Consider the following 24,752-nt stretch of genomic DNA (forward strand, 5'->3'; position numbering starts at 1 on the left):
CCTTCTCGCTCCGCGGCGGAACCCGCGAAATCCTCCGCGGCATCATCGCGCGCGGGCTGGGACTGCGATAGGCGGCACCGGACCGGGCTGTCGCAGATTGCCGCAGCAGCCCGGTCCGCGGTCCGGATCGGGCCGGAATCCCCGCCTTGATTCGGCCCGATTCGGGATCGGGCCCTTTCGTTAACGCCCTAAAATCGCATCAATTTCACACGTTAACCTCCATTGGTTCCTCTGCAAGAACAGGTATTTGGCGGGGCAATGCGCGTTGGTGGTGAAAAAATGGCACAGTGTCGTCGGGTGCCTGAGTTTCCGGTTTGGAAACCAATCTGTGGATAACCGCCGTCGGATCGGCCCTTCGACCCGGTGTTTCGCGAATATTAACGTTCCGGCGCCTGGTTCGCTTCCTCAGAACGGAAACAGTGCACACGCTCCGGTTGCATATTGATGACCGCAATCAGCCCAGATTTGGGCGGCCAGGGACAGCATCGTGCCACCTTTTCGTCCTTTTCCGCTTTGTTGCGAGGGGCCTCAAAGGTAAACCAGAGATGCCCGACTGGGGGGCACCATTAAGACTGCTGGCCATGGGGCGGCCACCTGAATGTGAAACATCCGAAGGATGTGGAACCTGCCGATCGGACGGGGCGTGTGCCTTGATGTCCACGGCCCAACCGATCGTGTGCCGGGTCCAGTTGGCCCGGAAACCCGGTCGCGCAGGTTCTGTGTTTTCGAGTGTCCATGTTCGGTGATGAAATTTCCGGTTTCGCGATGCTGCGATCCCGGGCCGCAACATCGGAAGGACCGGAAGGTCCCGACGGCTAAGAGGGTGAGATAGATGACGTTCTTTTTCCTTAAGCAAGGCTGCACCAGCCACGATTCCACGTCCGGCGGGTCCAAGCCCGACGGGATCGTCTCGGGAACGACGGGTAACGATACCATCGTCGCCGGTTACACCGACACGGATGGGGACAAGATCGACAGCAACGACGCGCTGCTGCCCGGCGAGACCGGCGACGACGACATCGTCGACGCAGGCGCCGGCGACGACTTCATCCAGTCGCTGAACGGAAATGACGAAGTCTACGCAGGCGGCGGCAACGACACCGTCGAAGGCGGCACCGGCGACGACATCATCTACGGCGACAGCTCGCTCGGCACGACCGAGACGAAAGCCGGCATCTCCCAGGTCTTCAAGTGGTCCAAGCTGCCCGATCCGAACTCCTCGGGTTCGATCGACGACAACGACCCGCTGACCGGCACCCTGACGCAGAACACGGGCGAGGTGAACGTCACCTTCGAAACCGTCTCCACGACCTACACGCCCGAAACCACCTTTGCGGACAACCAGCAGAAGGTCCACTCGATCGACACCGGCACGCTGCCGGAGGCGAACAAGTATTCCTCGCTGGAATCCAACATGAACAAGAGCGGCGAGAGCGCGTCCTACAAGTGGACCTTCTCGCAGCCGGTCGCCGACGTGTCCTTCCGCGTCAACGACATCGACTTCGACTCCAAGGTCGTGGTCACCGCCTACGGCGCTGACGGCAACCCGGTGAACATCTCGGTCCACATCGGCAAAGAGATCAACGGCAACGACCTCGACGGTTCGGACGGCTCGATCACGGTCGAAGCCAAGAGCGGCTCCGCGGGCGGCGACACCAGCCCCGAGAACTCCGCTCTGGTCAACATCGACGGCCCGGTCGCCTACTTCACCGTCACGCACATCCAGAACGGCGGCGAGTCCTCGCAGGTCAACATCACCGACATCTACTTCGAAACCGCCGCTGACGCGGGTGCCGAAGCGGAAGGCAACGACCTGCTCGACGGCGAGGAAGGCAACGACATCATCTTCGGCGAAGGTGGCGACGACACCATCCTGGGCGGCGAAGGCAACGACACGCTCTATGGCGACTACGGCGACGGCGCGTCCAGCATGACCCGCGAAAGCTTCGAATGGAGCAAGGCGCCCGATCCGAACGGCCCCGCGCCGATCGAGCACGGCGACCCGCTGTCCGGCTTCACGCAGGACACCGGCAACGTCGACGTCAAGTTCAGCTACACCACCAACGAGTCCCCGGAATCCACCTACGCGGTCGACAACCAGCTGGTTGACGGCATCATCGGCGAGGGCGGTTCGGTCTACAAGAACTCCTCCATGGCATCGCGCCTCAACTCGGACGACGAGAGCGCAACCTACAAGTGGGAATTCTCGGACGAGGTGAGCAACGTCTCCTTCCGCCTGAATGACGCGGACGAAGACTCCAAGGTCACGATCACGGCGTTTGACGCGGCGGGCAACCCGACCACGATCACCGTCACCCTGGGCAGCCAGATCGACGGCATCGACCTCGACGGCACCGACGGCGTCGTGTCCTTCGAAGCCAAGGACGGCTCGAACGGCAACGACGACACGCCGTCCAGCTCGGCCCTGGTCCACATCACCGGCCCGGTCGCCTACTTCACCGTGACGCACCTGCAGAACGGCTCGGAAACCTCCGAGATGAACATCACGGACATCTTCTTCGATGCTCCGGACGCGCTGGCCGACAAGGGCAACGCGGGCAACGACTACATCGACGGCGAAGAAGGCGACGACGTCATCTACGGCGAAGCCGGTGACGACACGCTGATCGGCGGCGAAGGCGTCGACTCCATCGTCGGCGGCGACGATCAGGACCTGATCGTCGGTGGCAACGTCGGCGACTTCGTCGACGGGTCCGAAGGCGGTGTCGACAACGACACGCTGGACCTCTCCGGTTCCGGCCCACTCAAGGTCGTCTACGACAGCGAAGACCCGAACGCACCGACCAACAACCCGGAAAACGGGGTCGTCACCTTCTTTGACGGCGACGGCAACGCAACCGGCACGATGCGCTTCATCAACATCGAGAACGTGATCCTGCCCGACAACGCGGCCCCCGTCGTCACCGACGAGACCGCAACGATCGACGAGGACACCACGCTCGAGAACTTCGACGTCCTGTCGAACGACTTCGATCCCGAAGGCGGCGACCTGTCCTTCGACGGCACCCCGACGGCCAACAACGGCACCGTCACCGTCAATGGCGACGGCACGATCAACTACACGCCGGATGCGAACTTCAACGGCACCGACACGATCACCTACACGGTCCAGGATCCCGAAGGGAACACCACGACCGGCACCGTGACCGTGACGGTCAACCCGGTGAACGATGATCCGGTGGCGAACCCCGACACGGCATCGACCAATTTCCAGACCGCGGTGACCACCAACGTTCTGGCAAACGACACCGACGTCGACGGCGACACGCTGACCATCTCGGAAACGCCGACGCTGATCTCGGGTCAGGGCACGATCTCCTACGATCCGGCCGGCAATGTCACCTTCACCCCGGCCAACGGTTTCTCGGGCGAAGCGGTGATCGAATACACCGTGTCCGACGGCAACGGCGGCACCGACACCGGTCGCCTGACCGTTATGGTCGGCAAGGCGCCGCTGGACGGCATTGTCGAAGGCGATGACACCGACAACCTGATCGACGTCGACTACGAAGGCGATCCGGAAGGCGACAAGATCGACAACAACGATGCGATCCTGCCGGGCGAAGAGCCGAACGACGACATCGTGACCGCCGGCGGCGGCGACGACACCGTCATTTCGGGCGAAGGGTCGGACGAGGTCTATGGCGAAGACGGCGACGACTACATCGACACCCGTGGACCGGGTGCCGCACTGGATGGCGTCAACATCCTCGGCCAGACGCCGGACCCGGATGAAGAGAACGACCGCGATTATGTCGAAGGCGGCAACGGCAACGACACGATCCTGACCGGCGACGACCGTGACACCGTCTATGGCGGCGACGGCGACGACGTGATCAACGCGGGCATCGACGACGACCTCGTCTATGGCGGTGCCGGCAACGACACGATCACCGACGATCAGGGCTCCGACACGATCTACGGCGGCGACGGCGACGACTCGATCATCGCGGGCATCGACATCCTGTCCGACTACGACGGGGATCAGCCCGGCACGCCGTTCTTCGTCCCCGGCTTCGGTCTGGTCACCTCGGATCCGCTGCCCGATGACAACCGTGACTACGTCGACGGCGGTGCCGGCAACGACACCATCTTCGGCGGCGACGACAGCGACACGCTGATCGGCGGCGACGGCGACGACTCGATCAACGGTGGCATCGACGACGACTACCTGATGGGCGACGACGGCAACGACACGATCATCGGCGGCCACGGCTCCGACACGATCGAAGGCGGCGCTGGTGACGACTTCATCCACGGCGGCGATCCGGCGTTCGAATGGGGCTACGGTGACGACGACACCACCGACATGCACCCGGACAACGGGCGCGACCTGATCAACGCGGGCGACGGCAACGACACCGTCTATGGTGACGACGACGACGACACCATCTTCGGTGACGCGGGCGACGACGAACTGCACGGCGGTCTGGACGAGGATGAAATCCACGGCGGCACCGGCAATGACCAGCTCTTCGGCGACGAAGGCATGGACACGCTGTTCGGTGGCGACGGTCAGGACACGCTGGATGGCGGCGCCGAAGACGACATCATGTATGGCGAAGCTGACGAGGACCTCTTCGTCAACGTCACCTACACCGACGTCAACAACGGCGACCATGTCGACGGCGGCTCGACCTTCACGACGGGGACGGACTACGACACCCTCGACCTGCGCGGTTCGGCACCTGCCGGCGGCCGGCTCGAGATCGAGTACACCTCGGCCGACCGTGAAGACGGGATCGTGCACTACTTCGATGCCTCCAACACCGAAGTGGGCCGCGTCACCTTCGAGGAAATCGAGAACATCGTTCCCTGCTTCACGCCGGGCACCGTGATCGCGACCCCGAAAGGCGAGCGTCTGGTGGAAGAACTGCAGGCCGGCGACCGGGTCATCACCCGCGACAACGGCATCCAGGAAATCCGCTGGGTCGGCGCAAAGGCTCTGAACGGACGCGAACTGGCCGCCAACGCGCACCTCAAGCCGGTTCTGATCCAGAAGGGTTCGCTGGGCCACGGTCTGCCGGAACGCGACATGCTCGTGTCCCCGAACCACCGCGTGCTGGTGAACAACGACAAGACGGCGCTCTACTTCGAAGAGCGTGAAGTCCTCGTCGCCGCCAAGCACCTGACGGGGCTGGCCGGGGTGGATGTGGTGAACGCTCTGCACACCACCTACATCCACTTCATGTTCGACCGCCACGAAGTGGTCCTGTCGAACGGCGCATGGACCGAAAGCTTCCAGCCCGGCGAACAGACGCTGGACGGGATCGGCAACGCACAGCGGAACGAGATCTTCGAACTCTTCCCCGAGCTGAAGTCGACCAAGGGCATCCGCGACTACCACGCGGCACGCCGGACGCTGAAAAAGCACGAAGCGGCCCTGCTGGCCAAGTAATGCAGCGTGCCGGGCCCTCCGGGCCCGGCAACCCCGGCCAGAACGGTGGGGTGCTGGCCTAAGAACTCAGGACCAAGTTGGCCGACGGGGCGCGTCATCAGAACGCGGGTGTGCCGGCTTTTCCTGGGAATAGAAAAGCCCGTGCGGCATATGCACGGGCTTTTCTCTTGTCCGCAATTTCGAGGCGCGCAGGCGCGCGACAGGCTGGCCGACGTCAGTTCTGTTCGGGTGATGCAGCGTCGGGCGGCTCAAGCCGCTCCAGCCGTTCCGCGACCATCTCCTGCAGCCGCCAGATGTGCGGATCGTGGATTCCCGCCTTTTCCAGCTCGATCGCCGTGCGCAACAGGTAATCCGCCATCGTGCCCCGCGTCCCGACCGCATTGGCGAGGATGTCGGCCAGTTCTTCCGGCTCCGGCTCCTGGCAATAGCGGGGGAACGTCGGCTCCATGTGGAAGGCGATGCAGCGGATCGGTCCCTCATCGGTCATGGCGTCGACCCAGCCCGGCGGGTTCGGCGGTTCCTTCTTCAGAAGCTCCGGCAGAGCCTCGTGCCGGTCCTCGTGCCGCATCCGGATCGCGACGCCCCAGCATTCGCCCCCGGCCTCCAGCGCCAGCATCATGCCGGGCCGTTCCGGACTGCCGCGATTGCGCAGCGACGGGCCGAGGCAGAACGACCGCCGCCAGCCCTCCACGTAAGCGCTGCGCCGTTCGACATCGGGAAAGCGCGGGTTCCAGATCAGCGAGCCGATGGCGAAGACCCAGAGCGGTTCGTCAGGGCCAAGCTGGTCGAGGATCGCCGCCGCCGTCCGGTCATACCACGCGTCGTCGGGCGAGGAGATGGTGATCGGCCCCTCGCTGTCCACCGTCGGCGGCAGCCGGTCCACGAGGTCCTGCGTCAGCCGGATCGTCCGTTTCATGCGGTGCCACCTGTGCGCCATGCCGCCCAGTCTTCGGGCGTGTCCAGATCGGTGAGCGCGTGACGACCGGGCAGGGGGAACAGCCGCAGCCGCGCCCGGTGCCGCACGAGCACCTCGCGTGCGCCCTGATCGCCGGACAGTTGGGTCAGTTCCTCGAACAGGTCGGCGGGAAACAGCACCGGATGCCCCGGCGTGCCATCCTGACCGGCCCCGCGCAGGATCTCCGCCCCGTCCCAATCCGCGGCCATCGCGCGGATGTCGTCGGCATCCACCTCCGGCATATCGGCGGGCAGCACCATCAGTCCGGTCGTTCCCGGCGCCACGGCCCGCACACCTGCGCGGATCGACGCGGCCATGCCTTCGGCGGCATCCGGCACCTCGATCCGGGCGACCGGCATCTCGGTCAGCGCCGCGCCGCGCGGATGGGGCAGGGGCGGCAGCGTCACGATCACCGGCAGCCCGGCCCTCAGGCCCGCCGCCGCCTGACGTGCGATCAGGGGCCGTCCGTACACCACCTCCATCAGCTTGTCGCCGCCCCGCATCCGAGAGGCCGCGCCGGCGCCCAGAAGCAGCAGCGTCACGCTCACGCGTCGAGCTCCACCCAGACCGGCACGTGATCGGAGGGCTTGTCGCGTCCGCGCACCTCCTTGTCGATGCCGCAGTCGACCATCAGGTCGGCGCATTGCGGCGTCAGCAGCAGGTGGTCGATCCGGATCCCGTTGTTCCGCTGCCATGCACCCGCCTGGTAATCCCAGAACGAGTAATGCCCCGGCTCGGGGTGCCGCGTGCGAAACGCTTCGGTGAAGCCGAGGTTCAGGATCCGGCGGAACGCCTCGCGCGTCTGGGGCAGGAACAGCGCGTCCTCGACCCAGGCCTCGGGCTTGGCCGCATCCTCGGCCTGCGGGATGACGTTGTAGTCGCCCGCCATCATCGCGGGCTCCTCGGCCGCGATCAGCGCCTCGGCCCGCGCCTTGAGGCGCTCCATCCACGCCAGCTTGTAATCGTATTTCGGCCCCGGCACCGGGTTGCCGTTCGGGAGGTACAGCCCGCACAGCCGCACGGCTGCCTTGTCACCCACCACCGTCGCCTCGATCCAGCGCGCCTGATCGTCCTCATCGTCGCCGGGCAGGCCACGGGTGACGTCCTCCAGCGGCAGCTTGGACAGGATCGCGACGCCGTTGAAGCTCTTCTGACCGTGCGTGACGACGTTGTAGCCCTTGTCCTCGAACAGTTCGGCGGGGAAATTTTCGTCCACCGACTTGATTTCCTGCAGCATGACGGCGTCCGGCTGCGCCTCGTCCAGCCAGCTGAGCAGGGCTTCGGACCGGGCCTTGATGCCGTTGATGTTGAAGGTGGCGATCTTCATTGGCGTCTCCTTTGACCGAGTCCTGACCGAATCCCCCCCGACTCGCAAGACAGGCAGAGAATCGAGTTGACGCGAACCCGCACCCCCCAACTTTGCGATTTGGCACAATAGAGCGTCAGTCGCGATTGCTGCCTGAATCGCGATAGCGTCACATTTTAATACCCGTAAACACAATTCCGGACGGAGATGAAAAAAAATCGATCAGGTTAAAGTTGTTTTGACACAATTGTTTACACGGCATAGTTCAAGTTTGTTTTGCGATCGTCAACCCCCTCTTTCTCAAATTCCATTTTGCGGCTCAGGGGCTGCATGCAAGCGTTTCCTCATCGCAACCAAACCTGAGGAACACGACAATGACCGCTCTCAAGAAACAAACCCAAGCTTTTGAAAACGCTCAAAAGAAAGTCACGAGCCTGCTGGACGGCGAGCACGTGGATCTGTTCTCTTCGGGCTCCGCACCCGTCGCATCGGCTGACGCTCTTTCGGGTGACCTGATCGGCATGTTTTCGTCCGGTTCCGCACCGGTCGCCAGCTCCGCTCTGACCGGCGACCTAGTCGAAATGTTCTCCTCGGGCTCTGCACCGACCGCCTCCACCGCGATCACCGGTGACGCCGTCGAAATGTTCTCCTCGGGCTCTGCACCGACCGCCTCCACCGCGATCACCGGCGACGCCGTCGAGATGTTCTCCTCGGGCTCCGCGCCGACCGCCTCCACCGCGATCACCGGCGACGCCGTCGAGATGTTCTCCTCGGGCTCCGCGCCGACCGCTTCCACCGCGATCACCGGCGACGCCGTCGAGATGTTCTCCTCTGGCTCCGCGCCGACCGCGACCACCGCGATCACCGGCGATGCCGTCGAGATGTTCTCCTCGGGTTCCGCACCGACCGCGACCACCGCGATCACCGGCGACGCCGTCGAGATGTTCTCCTCGGGCTCCGCACCGACCAAGACCACCGCGATCGAAGGTGACGCGACCCACATGTTCTCGTCGGGTTCGTAAGCCTCAGGTTCTCAGGTGCGGTTTGGGGCGGGCAGCCGCCGCCGCTGGAAAAACGGAGATAATCCAATGACCAACGTCGTTCAGCTGACCTTCCCCAACCGCGCCCGGACCCGCGCCGACCGCCTTGCGGCGCTTGCCTCCGCCTTCGCCGACGACCGCCGCTCGCGTGGCGACGTCTTCTGGCTCAAGGAGAATGCGGAGTTCCTGAACATCATGGAATGCACCCAAGCCGCGCCCGACGACCGGGCCCTCGAGGTGCACCGTGATTTCTACGACACGATCGAGAAACGCCTCGCCTTCTTCCCGCAGTATTACCGCTTCCTGCTGTCGATCTGTCTCGATCTCGAGGACCTCGGGATCGGCGGCGACAAGGGCAAGCGGCTGGTGCAATGGACCGCCGATGAGGGCCTAGCCGAGGCCGAGATGTCGGACCTCCAGCGCGCCGAGGCCCGTCGCCTGATGCTGCGTCGCGGGGTCGATCCGCTGGCCAGCGACACCGGTCTGGGCGCCCGCCTGATGGCATTCGCCGGACGCGCCGCCACCTTCGCGATGCCGAACAAGAAGGCAGCTTACGAGCTGACGCACACGATCTTCTACCTGACGGAATATGGCCGGAAATCAATGACTTTCGGCCCAGACGTCACCCGCAGCCTGTCCTTCGCCGGAACGCTCGCCTACCTTGACCAGAACGCCGACCTGCTGGCCGAAGTCTGTGTCGCGATGCGCTTCGCCGGACTCACGCCGCCAGCCATCTGGGAGGCGTGGATCACGGATCACACCGACAGCTTCATCGTGGCCTCGGGCGACCGGGCCGAGCCGGGCCGCGACGACTATCACGAATTCCTGGTCTGCACCTGGGCCACCGCCACGGCAGGGGCCGATCCCTTCGCCCGGCCCGTGAGCTTCGATCGCCTCAGCTTCCATGCTGCGCCGCGCCGGTCGGCCCCACTCCGGTCGATGAGCCAGACCATGCTCGACCTCGACAGCCGCTCGGGCGACTGGACCCGGATGCGCGGGCTGATTGCCAACACGCTCGATCGCGACGCGATGGCAGTGCTGGAAGAGGCCGAGGCCGCCTGCACCGAATTCGACGCCTTCTTCGCCGGTTTCGCCCGCGCCGGAATGGCCAACCCATTGGAAAGGCTCACCGCATGAAGGCTCTCGCGATCAAGAGCGCGGCGCTGACGGGGATGGGACTCGTCCTCGTTTACACCGCGCTGATGTCCTCCGCCGATGCGATCACCAAGTTCCTCGCCGGCGGCTACGCGGCCCCGCAGCTCTACGCTGTGTCGGGGCTTCTCGTCGTCGCGATGAGCCTCGCCGCAGACCGTGCCCGCGGGCCGGATCGGCGTCAGGGCATGCGCACCGGTGTGCCGCGCGCCATGGCTTTGCGCAGCGTGATGACGGTGATCTCGGTCACCTGCTATTTCTACGCCTTCCGCCTGCTGCCCTTCGCGGAAGTCTTTGTTTTCATTGGGATGGTGCCGATCTTCGCCGGTCTCCTCTCGGGTCCGATCCTGCGCGAACACGTCCGCCCAACGGCCTGGATGGCGCTCGGTGCCGGTTTCGTCGGGGTGCTGTGCCTCTTCCCCGAGGGCCTCGCCAATATCCAGTCCGGCCACGCCGTCGCGCTCGCCGCTTCGCTGTCGGGGACACTCTCGATGGTGATCTCGCGCTACATCGGCCAGCGCGAGTCGAACACGCTGGCGCAGGTGCTCTACCCGAACCTGACGCTTGCCGTGGTCATGGCCTGCGCGCTGCCCTTCGTCTGGAAGCCGATGCCGCTGACGGATCTCGGTTGGGCGGTGGCCTATGCGGGCCTGCTGTTCCTCGGGCGCTGGCTGCTGGTGGTGGCACTGGCGCGGCTGGCGGCCTACGTGGTCACGCCGCTGATGAACCTGCAGTTCGTCTGGATGGTGGCCCTCGGCGCCGTGGTCTTCGGTGAAACCGTCAGCCTTCACCTGATCCTGGGGACGGCTGTGGTGATCGCATCCGGCATCTACCTCGTCTACGACCGTATCCTCGCCGACCGTGAAGAAGTGCAGCGCGCGCCTGACGGGAAAATCATTGCAGCGGAGTGAGTTGCCGCGCTGACCTGAGACAAGGCCCGTGTCAGGCGGGCCCTCTCCATTCGCCATGGACACTTCACGTGGCGATACGGATTGAACCTCGCGTCATGCGCGAGGTTTTTCCCGCATCCCATTGATCACATTGAGAAAGACGTCCCGCACCCGCACGAGCTGGTTGCGTTCGGATTGTCGATCACGAAGCGCGCGCCGATCAATTCGTCAGTGAAGTCGATCGTGGCGCCCGCGAGGAACGGCAGCGAAACGCTGTCGACCACGACCTTCTCGCCATGGCCCTCCAGCACCAGATCGTCATCCGCCGGTGCGTCCAGCGTGATCTCGTACTGGAACCCCGAGCAGCCGCCACCCTCGACGGCCACGCGCAAAGCCTGGCCCTTGGAGCCCGCTCCGATCTCGGAGAGGCGGTCATAGGCACGGTCGGTGACGCTGGGCGGCAGGTTCATGGCAAGGCTCCGTTAAGGCGCATCTGCTTTAATGTCTCACATCTGCAATATAAGAGAGGCACCAATGACCGGCAAGGAGGGGCGGAACGCCCCCGGGGACACATATGCGCGCGCGCTACGCCAGCCGCCCGGATCAGACGCGGGGACGCCTGATCGCGGAGGAGGAGAGCACGTTCCGGAGCTGCTTTCAGCGGGACCGGGACCGGATCATTCATGCCTCGGCCTTTCGCAGGCTGAAGCACAAGACGCAGGTCTTCGTGGAGCACGAGGGCGATTACTACCGCACGCGGCTGACCCATTCGATCGAGGTGGGGCAGGTGGCCCGCACCGTCGCGGGCGCGCTCGGGCTCGATCTGGAACTGACCGAGGCGGTGGCGCTGGCGCATGATCTGGGCCATCCGCCCTTCGGCCATACCGGCGAGGACGCGCTGGAGGAACTGATGGCGCCCTATGGCGGCTTCGACCACAACGCGCAGGCGATCCGCATCGTCACCCGGCTGGAGCGCCACTACGCGGAATGGGACGGGCTGAACCTGACGTGGGAGACGCTCGAAGGGATCGCCAAGCACAACGGTCCGGTTTCGGAACCGGTCCCCTACGCGCTGGCGGAATACAATGCGCAGCACGATCTGGAGCTGCACACACACGCCTCGGCCGAGGCGCAGGTGGCGGCGCTGTCCGACGACATCGCCTACAGCAGCCACGATCTGCACGACGGGCTGCGGGCCGAGCTGTTCTCGACCGACGAACTGGCCGAACTGCCGATACTCGAGGATTGCTTTGCCGAGGTCGACCGCCTCTACCCCGGCCTGAACTACTACCGCCGGCGCCACGAGGCGCTGCGCCGGTTCTTCGGGATCCTCGTGTCCGACGTGATCGACGTCAGCCGTGCCAACCTCGCCGAGCTCGACCCGCAGGACGTCTCGGACATCCGGGGCGCGGGGCGGATGATGGTGCAGTTCAATCCCGCGCTGTGGAAGGACCTCAAGGTCATCCGCGAATTCCTGTTCCATCGCATGTACCGCCACCCCGAGGTGGTCGCGGTGCGGGAAAAGGTGACGCAGGTGGTCCGCGACCTGTTCCCGCTGTTCATGGAGCGGACCGACCTGCTGCCCAAGCAATGGCGCAAGGATGTGGAGGCGGTGGCCCGCGACGAGACGGCACTGGCGCGGATCGTGTGCGACTACATCTCCGGCATGACCGACCGCTTCGCGCTGCAAGAACATGCGCGGCTTATCGGTGTCGATGTGCTGGGCCCGCTGCGCAGTTCCGGTCCAGGGCGTCCGGGATTCGGCTGACCTCAAACCGCATGCACGGGCGTGGCCTGCGGACGCCTCCGGCGGGAGTTTATCCGGCCAGCTGAAGCGTGGGGATCAGGGCTCCACCTCCAGGCTTCATCTTGCCAAAAATATGCCCGCCGGAGGCTCCCGCACGCTCCGCCCGCGCGGGGTCTGGCACGGGACCGATCCCCTGCTTCATCTGGCCGGATAAACTCCCGCCGGAGGCATCAAATCTGTTCTCCGACAGCCGCCGCCCTTCTGCGACGCCACGGCGATGCGCGGATTGTTGACCTTGCAGGGCGACGTGATACACCGCGCGCACTCGAAAAGGACATGGCCATGAACCTATTCACCGAGATCCGGGCGCTGGTGATTGCCGCGCTCGAGGACATGCAGGCGGCGGGCGATCTGCCCGGCGGGCTCGACTTTGCCAACGTGGCGGTGGAGCCGCCGCGCGATGCGCTGCATGGCGACATGGCCACCAATGCCGCGATGGTGCTGGCGAAGCCGGCGGGCGCCAAGCCGCGCGATATCGCCGAGGCCTTGTCGGGCCGCCTGTCGGGCGACGCGCGGATCGAGAGCGTCGAGGTGGCGGGGCCGGGGTTCCTGAACCTGCGGCTGGCGGCCTCGGTCTGGCAGGACATGGTGCGCACCGTGATCGCGGGCGGCACGGATTTCGGCCGGTCCGACATGGGTGCGGGACAGAAGGTCAATGTCGAATACGTCTCGGCCAACCCGACCGGACCGCTGCACGTCGGCCACACGCGGGGCGCCGTCTTCGGCGATGCGCTGGCGAGCCTGCTGGCCTATGCCGGGCATGACGTGACCCGCGAATACTATATCAACGACGGCGGCGCGCAGGTCGATGTCCTCGCCCGGTCCGTCTACCTGCGGTATCTCGAGGCGCAGGGCCGCGAGGTCGAGTTCGCCGACGGCACCTATCCGGGCGACTACCTGATCGACGTGGGCCACGCGCTCAAGGACAAGGTCGGCGACGCCTATGTCGACGAGCCGGAAGAGGTCTGGCTTGAGGAGGTCCGCGCCTTCGCGACCGAGCGGATGATGGACCTGATCCGCGAGGATCTGGCGGTTCTTGGCGTCAAGATGGATGTCTTTTTCTCCGAGAAGTCGCTTTACGGCACCGGCCGGATCGAGGCGGCGCTCGAGGCGCTCAAGGCCAAGGGGCTGATCTATCGCGGCACGCTGGAGCCGCCCAAGGGCAAGCTGCCCGAGGACTGGGAGCCGCGCGAGCAGACGTTGTTCCGCTCGACCGAACACGGCGACGACGTGGACCGGCCGATCATGAAGTCGGACGGCGCGTGGACCTATTTCGCCCCCGACATCGCCTATCACTATGACAAGGTCGAACGTGGCTTCGACGCGCTGATCGACGTCTTCGGCGCGGATCACGGCGGTTACGTCAAGCGGATGAAGGCGGCCGTCAGCGCGCTGTCGGACGGGAGGGTCCCGCTCGACATCAAGCTGACGCAGCTGGTCAAGCTGTGGAAGGGCGGCCAGCCCTTCAAGATGTCCAAGCGGGCAGGGACCTTCATCACCCTGCGCGACGTGGTGGACGAGGTCGGGCCGGACGTGACCCGCTTCGTCATGCTCACCCGCAAGAACGACGCGCCGCTCGATTTCGACTTCGACAAGGTGCTGGAGCAGAGCCGCGAGAACCCGGTGTTCTACGTGCAATACGCCCATGCCCGCGTGCAGTCGGTGATGCGCAAGGCCGCCGAGGCCGGGATCGCCCATGACGATGCCATTCTGACGGCCGCGGACCTCTCCGGCCTGACCGATCCTGCCGAGCTGACGCTGGCCCGCAAGCTGGCCGAATGGCCGCGCCAGGTCGAGATTGCGGCCCGGACGCACGAGCCGCACCGGATCGCCTTCTATCTCTACGATCTGGCCGGCGATTTCCACGCGCTGTGGAACCGGGGCAACGACGATCACGCGCTGCGCTTCCTGCAGGAGGGCGATCCTGCCGCCACACAGCAGAAAATGGCCCTGCCGCGTGCCACTGCCGTTGTTATTTCGGCGGGGCTTGGTATTCTGGGCGTGCATCCGGCGGAAGAGATGCGCTGACAATCGCACCGCCGCCGGGTCGAGCAGACGTCAGAAATGACCGAACCGGCACCGGGTCACTCCCGGCGAGCGAGGCGAGATGGCACAGATACAGGCAGACCCCCGTGACGCGGGGGTTGAGGCAATCCCGATTGGAACCATAGTCAATGCGACGGCCGCGGTGCTGTCCCTGGCGCTTGTCCTCGGGGTGGGTGTCTGGGGCTACAAGATGCTGGCGCGGGACGTTTCGGGGGTGCCGGTGATCCGGGCCGTCGAGGGCGACATGCGCATCCGCCCGCAGGAACCGGGCGGCGTGCCCGCCCCGAACCAGGGCCTTTCGGTGAACCACGTGGCCGGCGAAGGTTCGGCCCCGCTGCCCGACCGTGTCATACTTGCGCCGTCGGCCGCCACGCTCCGGGCCGAGGATCTGCCGATGGGATCGCTGCCCGAGCGCCCCGCCGTCAGCAAGTCGGCGGCCAAGGTCGCGACGGCCCCGGCCGCGGAAACCGCGACCGAGACGAAAGAGTCCACCGGAACCGTCGCCGAGGAAACCGATGGCGGGGACACGACAGTGACCCGCGTCGCGATGGAGAAACTGGCCGCGCAGCTCGCGCTCGGTGTCGCGCCGCTGAGCGACACCACCCCCGACGAGGAAGAGACCACCGCCGGGGCCGAGCTGGGTGATGTCGAGACGCCGGCCGAAAGTACCGCCTCGCTCGATGGGCTGTCCCGATCTTTGCGGCCCAAGATGCGGCCGGCCGGGCTCTCCGCGCTGCGACCCGCTGCGGTCACGGCGCAGGCTCTGCCGTCCGGTGGCAATTCGGCGATCGAAAACGCCGTCGCCGCCGCCGTCGCCACCAGTGCCGCGCCGGCCTCGATCGACGTGGACCCGGCGACGCTGCCGGTCGGCACCCGTCTTGCCCAGCTTGGCGCCTTCGACTCCGTCGCGGCGGCCAAGAAGGAATGGGACCGGCTGGACACGATCTTTGCCGACTTCCTCGAAGGCAAGGGCCGCGTGGTCGAAGAGGCCGCGTCCGGCGGCCGCACCTTCTACCGTCTCCGCGCCACCGGCTTCGCCGACCTCTCGGACGCCCGCCGTTTCTGCGCCGCCTTCGTCGCGCAGCAGACGGAATGTATCCCCGTCGTGTCCCGGTAGGCCGCCATGGCATTCGGTGCCACGATCCTTGACGCCGAGGGGCTGACCCTCACCGCCGCCGAAAAGGCGCTGTTCCGCAGCGCCGATCCCTTCGGCTTCATCCTGTTTGCCCGCAACATCGACACGCCTGACCAGGTCCGCGCCCTGACCGCCGAAATGCGCGATGCGGTCGGCCGCGATGTGCCCATCCTGATCGATCAGGAGGGCGGGCGCGTCCAGCGCCTGCGCGCGCCGCACTGGCGCGAGTGGCTGCCGCCGCTCGAACATGTCGAACGGGCAGGGGCCCATGCCGACGAGGCAATGTATCTGCGGTATCGCCTGATCGCGGACGAACTGCGCGCGGTCGGGGTCGACTGCAACTGTGCCCCGCTGGTCGACGTCGCCTCTGACGAAACGCACCCCTTCCTGAGGAACCGCTGCTACGGCACGGACCCCGAAGAGGTCGCGGCGATCGGCCGGTCCGTCGCCGTCGCACACCTGGCGGGCGGTGTCCTGCCGGTGGTCAAGCACATCCCCGGCCATGGCCGCGCCGTGGCCGACAGCCATCTCGAACTGCCGGTGGTCGATGTCAGCCCGCTGGACTGGGCGACCTCGGACGCGGTGCCGTTCCGCGAGTTGAATGACCTGCCGCTCGGGATGACCGCGCATATCACCTTCCCCGCGTGGGGCGATCTGCCCGCCACGCTGCATGCGCCCATGATCGAGACGATCCGCCGGGACCTCGGGTTCGACGGCCTGCTGATGACCGACGACATCTCGATGAAGGCGCTCAAGGGCACGCCCGCCGATCTCGCCCGTGCCTCGCTCGACGCGGGCTGCGACGTGGTCCTGCTGTGCAACGCCGACCTGGAGACGCGGACGGCCGTCGCGGATGCCTCCGGCCGCATGGGACCGGAGGCGCAGGCGCGCGCCGAGCGGGCGATGGCCGCCCGCCGTGAACCGGACCAGATTGACATTCCCGCCATGGAGGCCAGACTCGCGGCTCTCTTGAGCGGGGGCTGACGTGGCCGAGGACACATTCGAGGAAGACAAGCTCTCGGTCGAGGAACGCCTCGCCGCCGAGGCGCTGATCGTCGATGTGGACGGGTTCGAGGGGCCGCTCGACCTGCTCTTGACGATGGCGCGGACGCAGAAGGTCGACCTGCTCAAGATCTCGGTCCTGCAACTCGCGCGCCAGTATCTGGGCTTTGTCGAAAAGGCCCGCGAACTCCGCATCGAACTGGCCGCCGACTACCTCGTCATGGCCGCATGGCTCGCCTTCCTGAAGTCCCGCCTGCTGCTGCCGCCCGACCCGACCGAGGACGGCCCCTCGGGCGAGGAACTGGCGGCGCACCTCGCCTTCCAGCTCGAACGTCTCGCCGCGATGCGGGACGTGGCCGCACGCCTGATGGGCCGCGACCAGCTTGGCCGCGACTTCTTTCCGCGCGGCATCACCGAGGACGTGACCCGCGTCCGCAAGGTGACCTATACCGCGACGCTTCTGGATCTCATGCAGGCCTATGCCCGGATCCGCACCAAGGACGAATTCCGCCCCTTCGTCATGGACCGCCAGCACATCCATACGATGGAACAATCGCTGGAACGTATGCGCCGCCTGATCGGTTTTGCCGGCACATGGACCGATATCGCCACCTATCTGCCCGACGACTGGAAGACCGACCGCATGAGCCGCCGGTCCTCGCACGCCGCCACCTTCGCCGCTTCGCTGGAACTGGCCAAGGAGGGGCTGGTCGAGATCCGGCAGAGCGACACCTTCGGCGCTATCCAGCTGCGCCGCCGCGAACGCCCGCGTGGCGAGGGTTGATTAGGTGTGCGCTTCGGTGCAGACACGCGTTTCCGCGTCGGTGCGACAGGCCGATGCGTTTCCGACGTGATACCAGCGTGATACCGACGTGACAGATCGCCCCGAAACCGATGAAACGGCCGACCAGCCGATCCGCGACACGCTCTTCGAAGCGCCGCCCGAGGCGGAGCAGGAGCGCATGGTCGAGGCGATCCTGTTCGCGACCGCCGATCCTGTGACCGTGGCCGAACTGAACGCCCGGATGCCGCATGGCGCCGACGGTGCCGTGGCGGTTCAGGCGCTCAGGAAACGCTACGAGGGGCGGGGGATCAACGTGGTCCGCGTGGGCGAAGGCTGGGCGATCCGCACCGCGCCCGATCTCGGGTTTCTCATGCAGAAGGAAACGGTCGAGACCCGCAAGCTCAGCCGCGCTGCGATCGAGACGCTGGCCATCGTCGCCTATCACCAGCCCGTGACCCGCGCCGAGATCGAGGAAATCCGCGGCGTCTCGGTTTCGCGCGGCACCGTGGACCAGCTGCTGGAGCTTGACTGGATCCGCTTCGGCCGCCGCAAGATGACGCCGGGCCGCCCGGTGACATTCGTCGTAACCCCCCATTTTCTGAACCATTTCGGGCTGGAGAGCGCCCGCGATCTGCCAGGGCTCAAAGACCTCCGGGCGGCGGGTCTGCTGGACAACCGGCCGCCGCCGGGAACCGGCATGGAGGACGAGGAAGACGGCGACGACGCCGGGCAGGTGGACATGTTCCGGCCCGGAGAAGACCCGCAGGATGACGAATAAGGCCCTGAAAAAGGCGGGATCCTGCGTTATATTGTGATTTGAGACAGGAGAGCACGATGGACCTCAACCGCATCATCAACATGGTCATCAACCAGGTGATCCGCCGCATCGTCGGCAAGGGCGTCAATGCCGGCTTCGACAGAATGTCGGGCAAGGGCCGCAAGCAGCCCAAACAGCGTCAGCACGACGACTACTGACAATCAGCCCCTGATCCGGGTGGCCTCGACCGCGCCCGCAAGGGCGAGCGCGCAGGACCCGGCTGCGCAGGCGGCGAACCCGCCCGCGGCATAGGGCCACTGGAAAGCCAGCGCGCCCAGCATTACCGCCAGATATGTCTGGGCCGAGTTCAGACCCAGCACCGCGCCCCGCTGCCGGATGTCCAGCGCGGCAAGGCGCGAGATGGCGAAATTCAGCGCGGCGTGCTGCGTGATCCCCCAGAACAAAGCTATGAATAACAGGGCGGTATAGCCCGAACCTGTCACGGCCATCGCGCCGTAGGTCAGGGCGAGTCCCCCCATGCTCAGCGCCCCCGCAACCCGTCGCGGCAGGCGGTCGAGCATGTTGTCCAGGAGCAGCGACAGGCCGAACCCGGTGCCGTAGCACAGCGTCACCCAACCCGCCCCGTCCGCGCCCCGGCCCAGCACGTCGCCCACATGCGCGCCGAGGAAGGCGTAGGTGCCGTAGAAGGACAGCATCATGCAGAACGCGCCGAACAGGGCCGGCCAGATGCCCGGCACCTTGAGCGCGGTCAGGGGCGAGGTCGGCTGCCCGCGGGACACCTCCAGCGACAGGCGGCGGAGCAGCAGAAGCACCACGAGGTCGAGCGCGAAGAATGTCGCGTAAACTGTCCTCCAGCCGAGGTATTCCGCGACGAAGCCGGACCCGGCGACACCCGCCGTCAGGGCCACGACCCATCCGCTCAGCACCTTGCCGACGGCCCGGTTCTCCTGCCCCTTGGGCACCACCTGCGGTGCAAGGCCGTAGATTGCCGGCAACGCCATGCCGGAGCCGACCCCGGCGATGGCCTGCGCCAGCGCCAGCCAGACCACGCCCGGCGCGGCGGCCGACAGGCCCAGTCCCACGATCTGCACCACGAGCGCCTGCATCAGCGCCCGGTCCGCCCCTATCGCGTCCCCGCGCGGGGCGAGGAACAACGCCGAGAACATCGTCGCCAGCCCGAAGGCCGCGCCCGCGCGCACCACGGCCACCGGCGCGACGCCGAGATCGGCCGCCACGGCGGCCGTAATGGGCGCCAGCACCATCGACACGGCGCCGACGACCGCGATGGCCGCGATGAGCAGGGCAAGGGGGCTGAGACGCATGGGGGGCCTTGGAAAACGCGCGCCGCCCGACACTACGGGCGGCGCGCGGGAAAGGGAAGGCGGTGTCCGGCTGGCCCGGTTACGCCTTGAAATGCTTGGAAAGTTTCAGCCCCTGGCCCTGGTAGTTCGACGCGATCCCCGCGCCGTAGAGCGTTTCGGGCACCTCTTCCATCCGCTCGTAGATCAGGCGTCCGACCACCTGTCCGTGCTCCAGCACGAAGGGTGCTTCGTGGCACCGAACCTCGAGCACCCCGCGCGATCCCGCGCCGCCCGCCTCGGCCCAGCCGAAGCCGGGATCGAAGAAGCCCGCGTAATGCACGCGGAACTCGCCCACCATGGCGACATAGGGCGCCATCTCGGCGGCGTGGTCGGGGGGGATGCAGACGGCCTCGCGGCTGACGAGGATGTAGAACGCGCCGGGGTCGAGGATGATCTGGCCGTTCTTGCTGCGCACCTCTTCCCAGTAATCCGCGGGGTCGTAATACCCGATCCGGTCGAGGTCGATGATCCCCGTATGCGGCTTGGCGCGGTAGCCGACCAGATCGCCGCTCTCGGGGCGCAGGTCGACGGAGAATCCCAGCCCCTCGTCGATCACCGCCTCGCCGTCCACCAGTGGCACCTTGCCGTGCAGCGAGCGCAGCGCTGCATCGTCCAGCCGCGCCGCGCCGTCGCGGAAGCGGATCTGGTTCAGCCGCATCCCCGGCCGCACGAGGACCGAGAAGGAGCGGGGACAGATCTCGGCATAGAGCGGGCCGTTGTAACCCTCGGGGATCCGGTCGAATTCCTCGCCCCCGTCGGTGATCACCCGCGTCAGCAGGTCCAGCCGCCCGGTCGAGCTCTTGGCGTTCGCCGCCGCCTCGATCCCGGAGGAAAGCGCGAGGCTCTCCATCAGCGGCACGACATAGACGCAGCCCTTTTCCAGCACCGCGCCCTGCGTCAAGTCGACCTGGTGCATCTCGAATTCCGCCAGCCGCTCGGCGACGGTCCGTCCGTGCCCGGTCAGGAACGACGCCCGCACGCGCCACGCCCGTGTCCCGAGCCGCAGGTCGAGGCTGGCCGGCTGGATCTGCGCGTCGGTGATTCCGGGATCGGCCCGGATCTCGCCCGCGTCGATCATCCGCCGCAACCGCTGGCTTGCACAGATCCCGCTCATCCCGTCCCTTTCGCTGGCATCCGCCCGCCGGGCAGATCGGAAGCTGACACTAAAGCCATAACATATGGATGAAAAGTACGACCGGAATGGGCCAAGCGTTCTGGACATTGACCGATCGGCAAGTAGGATCGGCAGCGATCACGGGAAGAGGACAACCGATGAGTGATATCAAACGCAAAGCCTGCATCGTGGGCATTTACGAATATCCCCTCAGAAAGTGCCCCGACCAGTCCATCTGGCAGCTGCATGCCGATGTCGCGGACGGTGCGCTGAAGGATGCGGGGCTGAGCTGGGAAGATGTCGACGGCTACTTCTGTGGCGGCGACGCGCCGGGCGGGGCGATGGCGATGGCCGAATACCTGGGCCTGACCAACCAGCTGACCCATTACGACACGACGGACACGGGCGGGTCGTCCTACGTCATGCACGTCGGCAAGATGGCCGAGGCCATCGTGATGGGCAAATGCAAGGTCGCGCTCTGCACGCTGGCGGGCAAGCCCCGCACCGCGCCGCCGACCCCGCGTGTTCCGGGCTTCGAGCAGGGGTTCGAGACCGGCTACAACGGCTCTCCGCCGAACCTCTACGCGCTGGCGGCCCGCCGCCACATGCACGAATACGGCACCACGTCGGAACAGCTGGCGTGGATCAAGGTCGCGGCCTCGCAGCACGCGCAGTACAACCCGCATGCGATGCTGCAGGATGTCGTGACGGTCGAGGACGTGGTCAACTCTCCGATGATCGCGGACCCGCTGCACATGTTCGACTGCTGCGTCGTGTCCGAAGGCGGCGGCGCCTTCATCATGACCACCCCGGAAATCGCCAAGTCGCTGGGCAAGCCGATCGTGAACGTCCTCTCGGCGGCGCAGTTCCTCAAGGGGCAGGCCGGTGGCAAGGACATGGACCTGACCACATCGGGTCTGGCCGTCTCCGGTCCCAAGACGCTGGAACTGGCCGGCGTGACCACGGCGGATATCAAGTACGCCTCGATCTACGACTCGTTCACCATCACCGTGCTGATGCAGATCGAGGACATGGGCTTCTGCAAGAAGGGCGAGGGTGGCAAGTTCGTCATGGACGGCAACCTGATCTCGGGTGTCGGCAAGCTGCCGTTCAACACCGATGGCGGCGGTCTGTGCAACAACCACCCCGTCAACCGCGGCGGCATGACCAAGGTGCTGGAGGCCGTGCGCCAGCTGCGCGGCGAGGCGCATCCCAAGGTGCAGGTGCCCAACTGTGACATCGCCCTCGTCACCGGGATCGGCGGGACGCTGACCGTCCGCCACGGGTCCGCAGCAGCAGTACTGGAGCGTGGATAATGGTCGAGATCATTCACAAATACCCCAAGGTCGCCAAGAACGAGGAAACCACCTACTTCTGGGAGCAGGCGAAGGAGGGCAAGTTCATGGTCCGCCGCTGCCCCGAATGCGGTGAGATCCACTGGTATCCGCGCACGCTCTGCCCGCTCTGCCACAAGGCCGAGACCAAGTGGGAAGAGCATTCCGGCGATGGCGAGATCTACACCTGGACCGTCATGCGCAAGTCGCCGACCGGGCCGTTCGCGCTTGGCTATGTCAAGCTGGACGGCGGGCCGTATGTTTATGTCCGTTTCCGTGACGGCGTGACCGACGGGCTGGAGATCGGCAAGCGGGCCAAGATCGTCTTCGACAAGATCAGCGACGACGACGTCTACATGTTCGCCGACCTCGCCTGAGGGTTTGGAAATTCGAATGGAAAGGGCGCGCCTGCGGGTGCGCCCTTTTTTCGTCGGGCTGCCCGGGTCGGGTGAAGCCGTGGATGATGCGCCGCGTCCGAGGTCTGCCCTGGATCCAGCGGGTCGGTGGCCTGCGACCCCGGCCCGATCCAAGCGCCCCGCCCGGAACAGCCACGCAGTGGCCCGGGCAGCGCATGGCCGTCCCGGCGGCCGTGCGCTTCGTCACCGCCAGCGCGCGGATCGGACGGCGCGCGGGGCGTTGCCATAAAGCGCGGACCGGTGGCGTTGCGGCGCAAGGCCACGGCCATGCGATACCCTCTGTCAGTCTTTTCTCGAAGGTAGAGGGAGGCGCTTTCTCTTTCTCCGATCCAAGCACCCCGCCCGGAGCAGCCAGGCAGTGGCCCGGGCAGCGCATGGCCGTCCCCACGGCCGTGCGCTTCCTCACCGTCAGGGCGCGGATCGGACGGCGCGCGGGGCGTTGCCATAAAGCGCGGACCGGTGGCGTTGCAGCGCAAGGCCACGGCCATGCGATGCCCTCTGTCAGTCTGTTCTCGAAGGGAAAGGGAGGCGCTTTCTCTTTCTCCGATCCAAGAGCACCCCGCCCGGAACAGCCAGGCAGTGGCCCGGGCAGCGCACGGCCGTCCCCACGGCCGGGTGCTTCTTTACCGCCAGTGCGCGGATCGGACGGCGCGCGGGGCGTTGTCATAAAGCGCGGACCGGTGGCGTTGCAGCGCAAGGCCACGGCCATGCGATGCCCTCTGTCAGTCTGTTCTCGAAGGGAAAGGGAGGTGCTTTCTCTTTCTCCGATCCGAGCACCCCGCCCGGAACAGCCAGGCAGTGGCCCGGGCAGCGCATGGCCGTCCCGGCGGCCGTGCGCTTCGTCACCGCCAGCGCGCGGATCGGGCAGCAGGGGTGGTGTTGTCATTAAGCGCGGACCGGGGCCGTAGCAGCGCCCGACCACGGCCATGCGCTGCCCTCCGGCGTCACTCGGCGGCGACGCCGCCCGGTATGCCCGGTGCCACCCGTGCCCGCCCCAGCCGGGGATTCAGCCGTCCGGCAATGGCCCAGCCGATCAGGCAGGCCGACCCGGCCACTGCGAATATCCCGGCGATCGGCGCAACCAGCAGGACCAGCCAGGCCAGACCCGGCGTGGCGATCCCGGACACGTCGCGATAGGACGAATAGACCGCCGACATCTCGGTCCGTTCCGACGGCTTCACCGCCATCAGGAACGGCAGACCTCCGCAGACGTCGAGCAGGATCAGGAAGAAGCTGGCGGCGAACAGGCAGCACACAGTCACCCAGGGCAGGCCCGAGCCGACGGTCGCCGCGATGAACAGCACCGCGGTCGCCATGAACCCGGTCCGCACCCCCGTCCGCACCGACCGCGCTTGCAACCAGCGCAGGATCACCGGGGCGAGGAACAGCGCCGCGTTCGTGACCGACAGGAGTCGCCCGCCAAGCTGGTCGCCCAACCCCTGCGACACGGCGAATATCGGCAGGTAGACGATATAGGCCCACCACCCGGACGAGCGGATCACGGCAAAGAGCCAGCCCGCCACCAGCCGGGGCTGCGCGGCGAAGCGGCCGAGGAAGGCGACCGGGTTGGGTGCAGGCCGCGTGGCCCGCGTGATCAGCTTGCCGTTGCCAAGCCGCATGTAGAGGAACATGCCCAGCATGGCCGAGGCCGCGACGGCGGCGATCAGGAACGGCGCCGGACGCCACCAGCTCCACAGCGCGACGCCCAGCACCGGGCCGACAGTCCAGCCGAGCGCCGAATAGAACATCTTCAGCGTCTCGTTCCGCCCCAGCTCCACCCGTGCGATGTAGTCGAGCACATAGGCGTTGAAGCAGACGAAGGTGATGACCGTCGCGAAGGAGTTCATCGCCAGTGCCAGAACGATCGCCTGCGGCGGCCCGAAGATCGCCACCAGTGCGCCCGCGACATAGAGCAGGGCGCCGATGGAATAGATCCAGCGGCGCGGCACGTAGCGGTTCAGCCAGGGCACCATCAGCCCGGTGCACAGCGACACGATCCCGACCGCGAAATAGACCGAGCTGACCAGCGCGGCGTCCTTCAGAGCGTCGAACATGGCGACCGGAAAGACCGAGATCAGGATGCCCCGCGCCGCTGCCTCGAACCCGGCGATACGGGCGAAGCCGGCCACCGATGGGGCAGGGGCGTGGCGAAGCCACTCGGGGATGCGTCGTTCGAACATGGGTGCAGTCTCTGCCTCGCATCAACAGGAGGG

Annotated in this window: 20 protein-coding genes; 13 read left to right on the plus strand and 7 right to left on the minus strand. The window is 66.3% G+C overall.

Annotated features, from left to right (window positions below; translation table 11 throughout):
• Nucleotides 1-832 precede the first annotated feature (832 nt).
• Nucleotides 833-5,419 carry a Hint domain-containing protein gene (locus ATO6_RS25340; RefSeq protein ID WP_141102056.1) on the plus strand — a complete coding sequence of 1,529 codons (4,587 nt, stop codon included), beginning with the start codon at nt 833-835 and terminating at the stop codon, nt 5,417-5,419.
• Between the two features lie 214 nt (nt 5,420-5,633).
• On the opposite strand, the gene ATO6_RS22190 is transcribed toward ATO6_RS25340, so the two are convergent.
• Genes ATO6_RS22190 through xth form a run of 3 tightly spaced genes read right to left on the minus strand, consistent with a single transcriptional unit; the run spans nt 5,634 to nt 7,701 of the window.
• The gene (locus ATO6_RS22190) at nt 5,634-6,335 is read right to left on the minus strand and encodes a gamma-glutamylcyclotransferase (protein ID WP_176441061.1); all 702 of its coding nucleotides are present in this window, start codon (nt 6,333-6,335) and stop codon (nt 5,634-5,636) included.
• Entirely contained in the window at nt 6,332-6,922 is a 591-nt protein-coding gene (locus tag ATO6_RS22195; RefSeq protein ID WP_254919243.1) for an NTP transferase domain-containing protein, read from the minus strand. Before ATO6_RS22195 ends, ATO6_RS22190 begins: the two co-directional genes overlap by 4 nt.
• Nucleotides 6,919-7,701 carry an exodeoxyribonuclease III gene (xth, locus tag ATO6_RS22200; RefSeq protein WP_088626215.1) on the minus strand — a complete coding sequence of 261 codons (783 nt, stop codon included), beginning with the start codon at nt 7,699-7,701 and terminating at the stop codon, nt 6,919-6,921. The genes ATO6_RS22195 and xth overlap by 4 nt, the downstream gene beginning before the upstream one ends.
• A 353-nt stretch (nt 7,702-8,054) precedes the next feature.
• Between xth and ATO6_RS22205 the strand changes: the two genes are divergently transcribed.
• From ATO6_RS22205 to ATO6_RS22215, 3 genes are all read left to right on the plus strand, one after another.
• Nucleotides 8,055-8,702: a DUF6749 family protein gene (locus ATO6_RS22205; RefSeq protein ID WP_141102057.1), complete on the plus strand. Its 648-nt coding sequence runs from the start codon at nt 8,055-8,057 to the stop codon at nt 8,700-8,702.
• A gap of 66 nt (nt 8,703-8,768) precedes the next feature.
• Nucleotides 8,769-9,857: a hypothetical protein gene (locus ATO6_RS22210; protein WP_088626216.1), complete on the plus strand. Its 1,089-nt coding sequence runs from the start codon at nt 8,769-8,771 to the stop codon at nt 9,855-9,857.
• A complete protein-coding gene (locus tag ATO6_RS22215; protein ID WP_088626217.1) occupies nt 9,854-10,783 on the plus strand; it encodes a DMT family transporter in 930 nt (309 codons plus the stop codon). The genes ATO6_RS22210 and ATO6_RS22215 overlap by 4 nt, the downstream gene beginning before the upstream one ends.
• Before the next feature lie 125 nt (nt 10,784-10,908).
• On the opposite strand, the gene ATO6_RS22220 is transcribed toward ATO6_RS22215, so the two are convergent.
• Nucleotides 10,909-11,232 carry an iron-sulfur cluster assembly accessory protein gene (locus ATO6_RS22220; protein ID WP_088626218.1) on the minus strand — a complete coding sequence of 108 codons (324 nt, stop codon included), beginning with the start codon at nt 11,230-11,232 and terminating at the stop codon, nt 10,909-10,911.
• Nucleotides 11,233-11,336: 104 nt separating this feature from the next.
• Here ATO6_RS22220 and ATO6_RS22225 point away from each other — a divergent pair, with 104 nt between their 5' ends.
• From ATO6_RS22225 to ATO6_RS25210, 7 genes are all read left to right on the plus strand, one after another.
• Nucleotides 11,337-12,530 carry a deoxyguanosinetriphosphate triphosphohydrolase gene (locus ATO6_RS22225; protein WP_088626219.1) on the plus strand — a complete coding sequence of 398 codons (1,194 nt, stop codon included), beginning with the start codon at nt 11,337-11,339 and terminating at the stop codon, nt 12,528-12,530.
• Between the two features lie 321 nt (nt 12,531-12,851).
• The gene (gene argS / locus ATO6_RS22230) at nt 12,852-14,597 is read left to right on the plus strand and encodes an arginine--tRNA ligase (protein WP_088626220.1); all 1,746 of its coding nucleotides are present in this window, start codon (nt 12,852-12,854) and stop codon (nt 14,595-14,597) included.
• 160 nt (nt 14,598-14,757) lie between these two features.
• Nucleotides 14,758-15,732 (plus strand): SPOR domain-containing protein, encoded by a 975-nt coding sequence (locus ATO6_RS22235; RefSeq protein WP_176441062.1) that lies wholly within the window; start codon nt 14,758-14,760, stop codon nt 15,730-15,732.
• A 6-nt stretch (nt 15,733-15,738) separates the two neighbouring features.
• Nucleotides 15,739-16,734, plus strand: a complete 996-nt coding sequence (locus tag ATO6_RS22240) for a glycoside hydrolase family 3 N-terminal domain-containing protein (protein WP_088626222.1) — start codon at nt 15,739-15,741, stop codon at nt 16,732-16,734.
• A gap of 1 nt (nt 16,735) precedes the next feature.
• The gene (locus ATO6_RS22245) at nt 16,736-17,536 is read left to right on the plus strand and encodes a ScpA family protein (protein ID WP_088626223.1); all 801 of its coding nucleotides are present in this window, start codon (nt 16,736-16,738) and stop codon (nt 17,534-17,536) included.
• Nucleotides 17,537-17,624: 88 nt separating this feature from the next.
• The gene (scpB, locus tag ATO6_RS22250; protein ID WP_254919244.1) at nt 17,625-18,314 is read left to right on the plus strand and encodes an SMC-Scp complex subunit ScpB; all 690 of its coding nucleotides are present in this window, start codon (nt 17,625-17,627) and stop codon (nt 18,312-18,314) included.
• 56 nt (nt 18,315-18,370) lie between these two features.
• Nucleotides 18,371-18,511, plus strand: a complete 141-nt coding sequence (locus ATO6_RS25210; RefSeq protein WP_176441063.1) for a hypothetical protein — start codon at nt 18,371-18,373, stop codon at nt 18,509-18,511.
• Between the two features lie 3 nt (nt 18,512-18,514).
• Here the strand turns inward: ATO6_RS25210 and ATO6_RS22255 are convergent, their stop codons facing one another.
• Nucleotides 18,515-19,636 (minus strand): MFS transporter, encoded by a 1,122-nt coding sequence (locus ATO6_RS22255; RefSeq protein ID WP_088626224.1) that lies wholly within the window; start codon nt 19,634-19,636, stop codon nt 18,515-18,517.
• A gap of 79 nt (nt 19,637-19,715) precedes the next feature.
• A complete protein-coding gene (locus ATO6_RS22260; RefSeq protein ID WP_088626225.1) occupies nt 19,716-20,789 on the minus strand; it encodes a 2'-deoxycytidine 5'-triphosphate deaminase in 1,074 nt (357 codons plus the stop codon).
• Nucleotides 20,790-20,947: 158 nt separating this feature from the next.
• On the opposite strand from ATO6_RS22260, the gene ATO6_RS22265 reads away from it, so the two are divergent.
• Nucleotides 20,948-22,105, plus strand: coding sequence for a thiolase domain-containing protein (locus tag ATO6_RS22265; RefSeq protein WP_088626226.1), 1,158 nt, complete (start codon nt 20,948-20,950; stop codon nt 22,103-22,105).
• Nucleotides 22,105-22,500 carry a Zn-ribbon domain-containing OB-fold protein gene (locus tag ATO6_RS22270; RefSeq protein WP_088626227.1) on the plus strand — a complete coding sequence of 132 codons (396 nt, stop codon included), beginning with the start codon at nt 22,105-22,107 and terminating at the stop codon, nt 22,498-22,500. The genes ATO6_RS22265 and ATO6_RS22270 overlap by 1 nt, the downstream gene beginning before the upstream one ends.
• Before the next feature lie 983 nt (nt 22,501-23,483).
• Here ATO6_RS22270 and ATO6_RS22275 read toward each other — a convergent pair.
• Nucleotides 23,484-24,719, minus strand: coding sequence for an MFS transporter (locus ATO6_RS22275; RefSeq protein ID WP_088626228.1), 1,236 nt, complete (start codon nt 24,717-24,719; stop codon nt 23,484-23,486).
• Nucleotides 24,720-24,752: the final 33 nt, after the last annotated feature.

The sequence above is a fragment of the Oceanicola sp. 22II-s10i genome (assembly GCF_002210105.1).
Taxonomy (GTDB): domain Bacteria; phylum Pseudomonadota; class Alphaproteobacteria; order Rhodobacterales; family Rhodobacteraceae; genus Pseudooceanicola.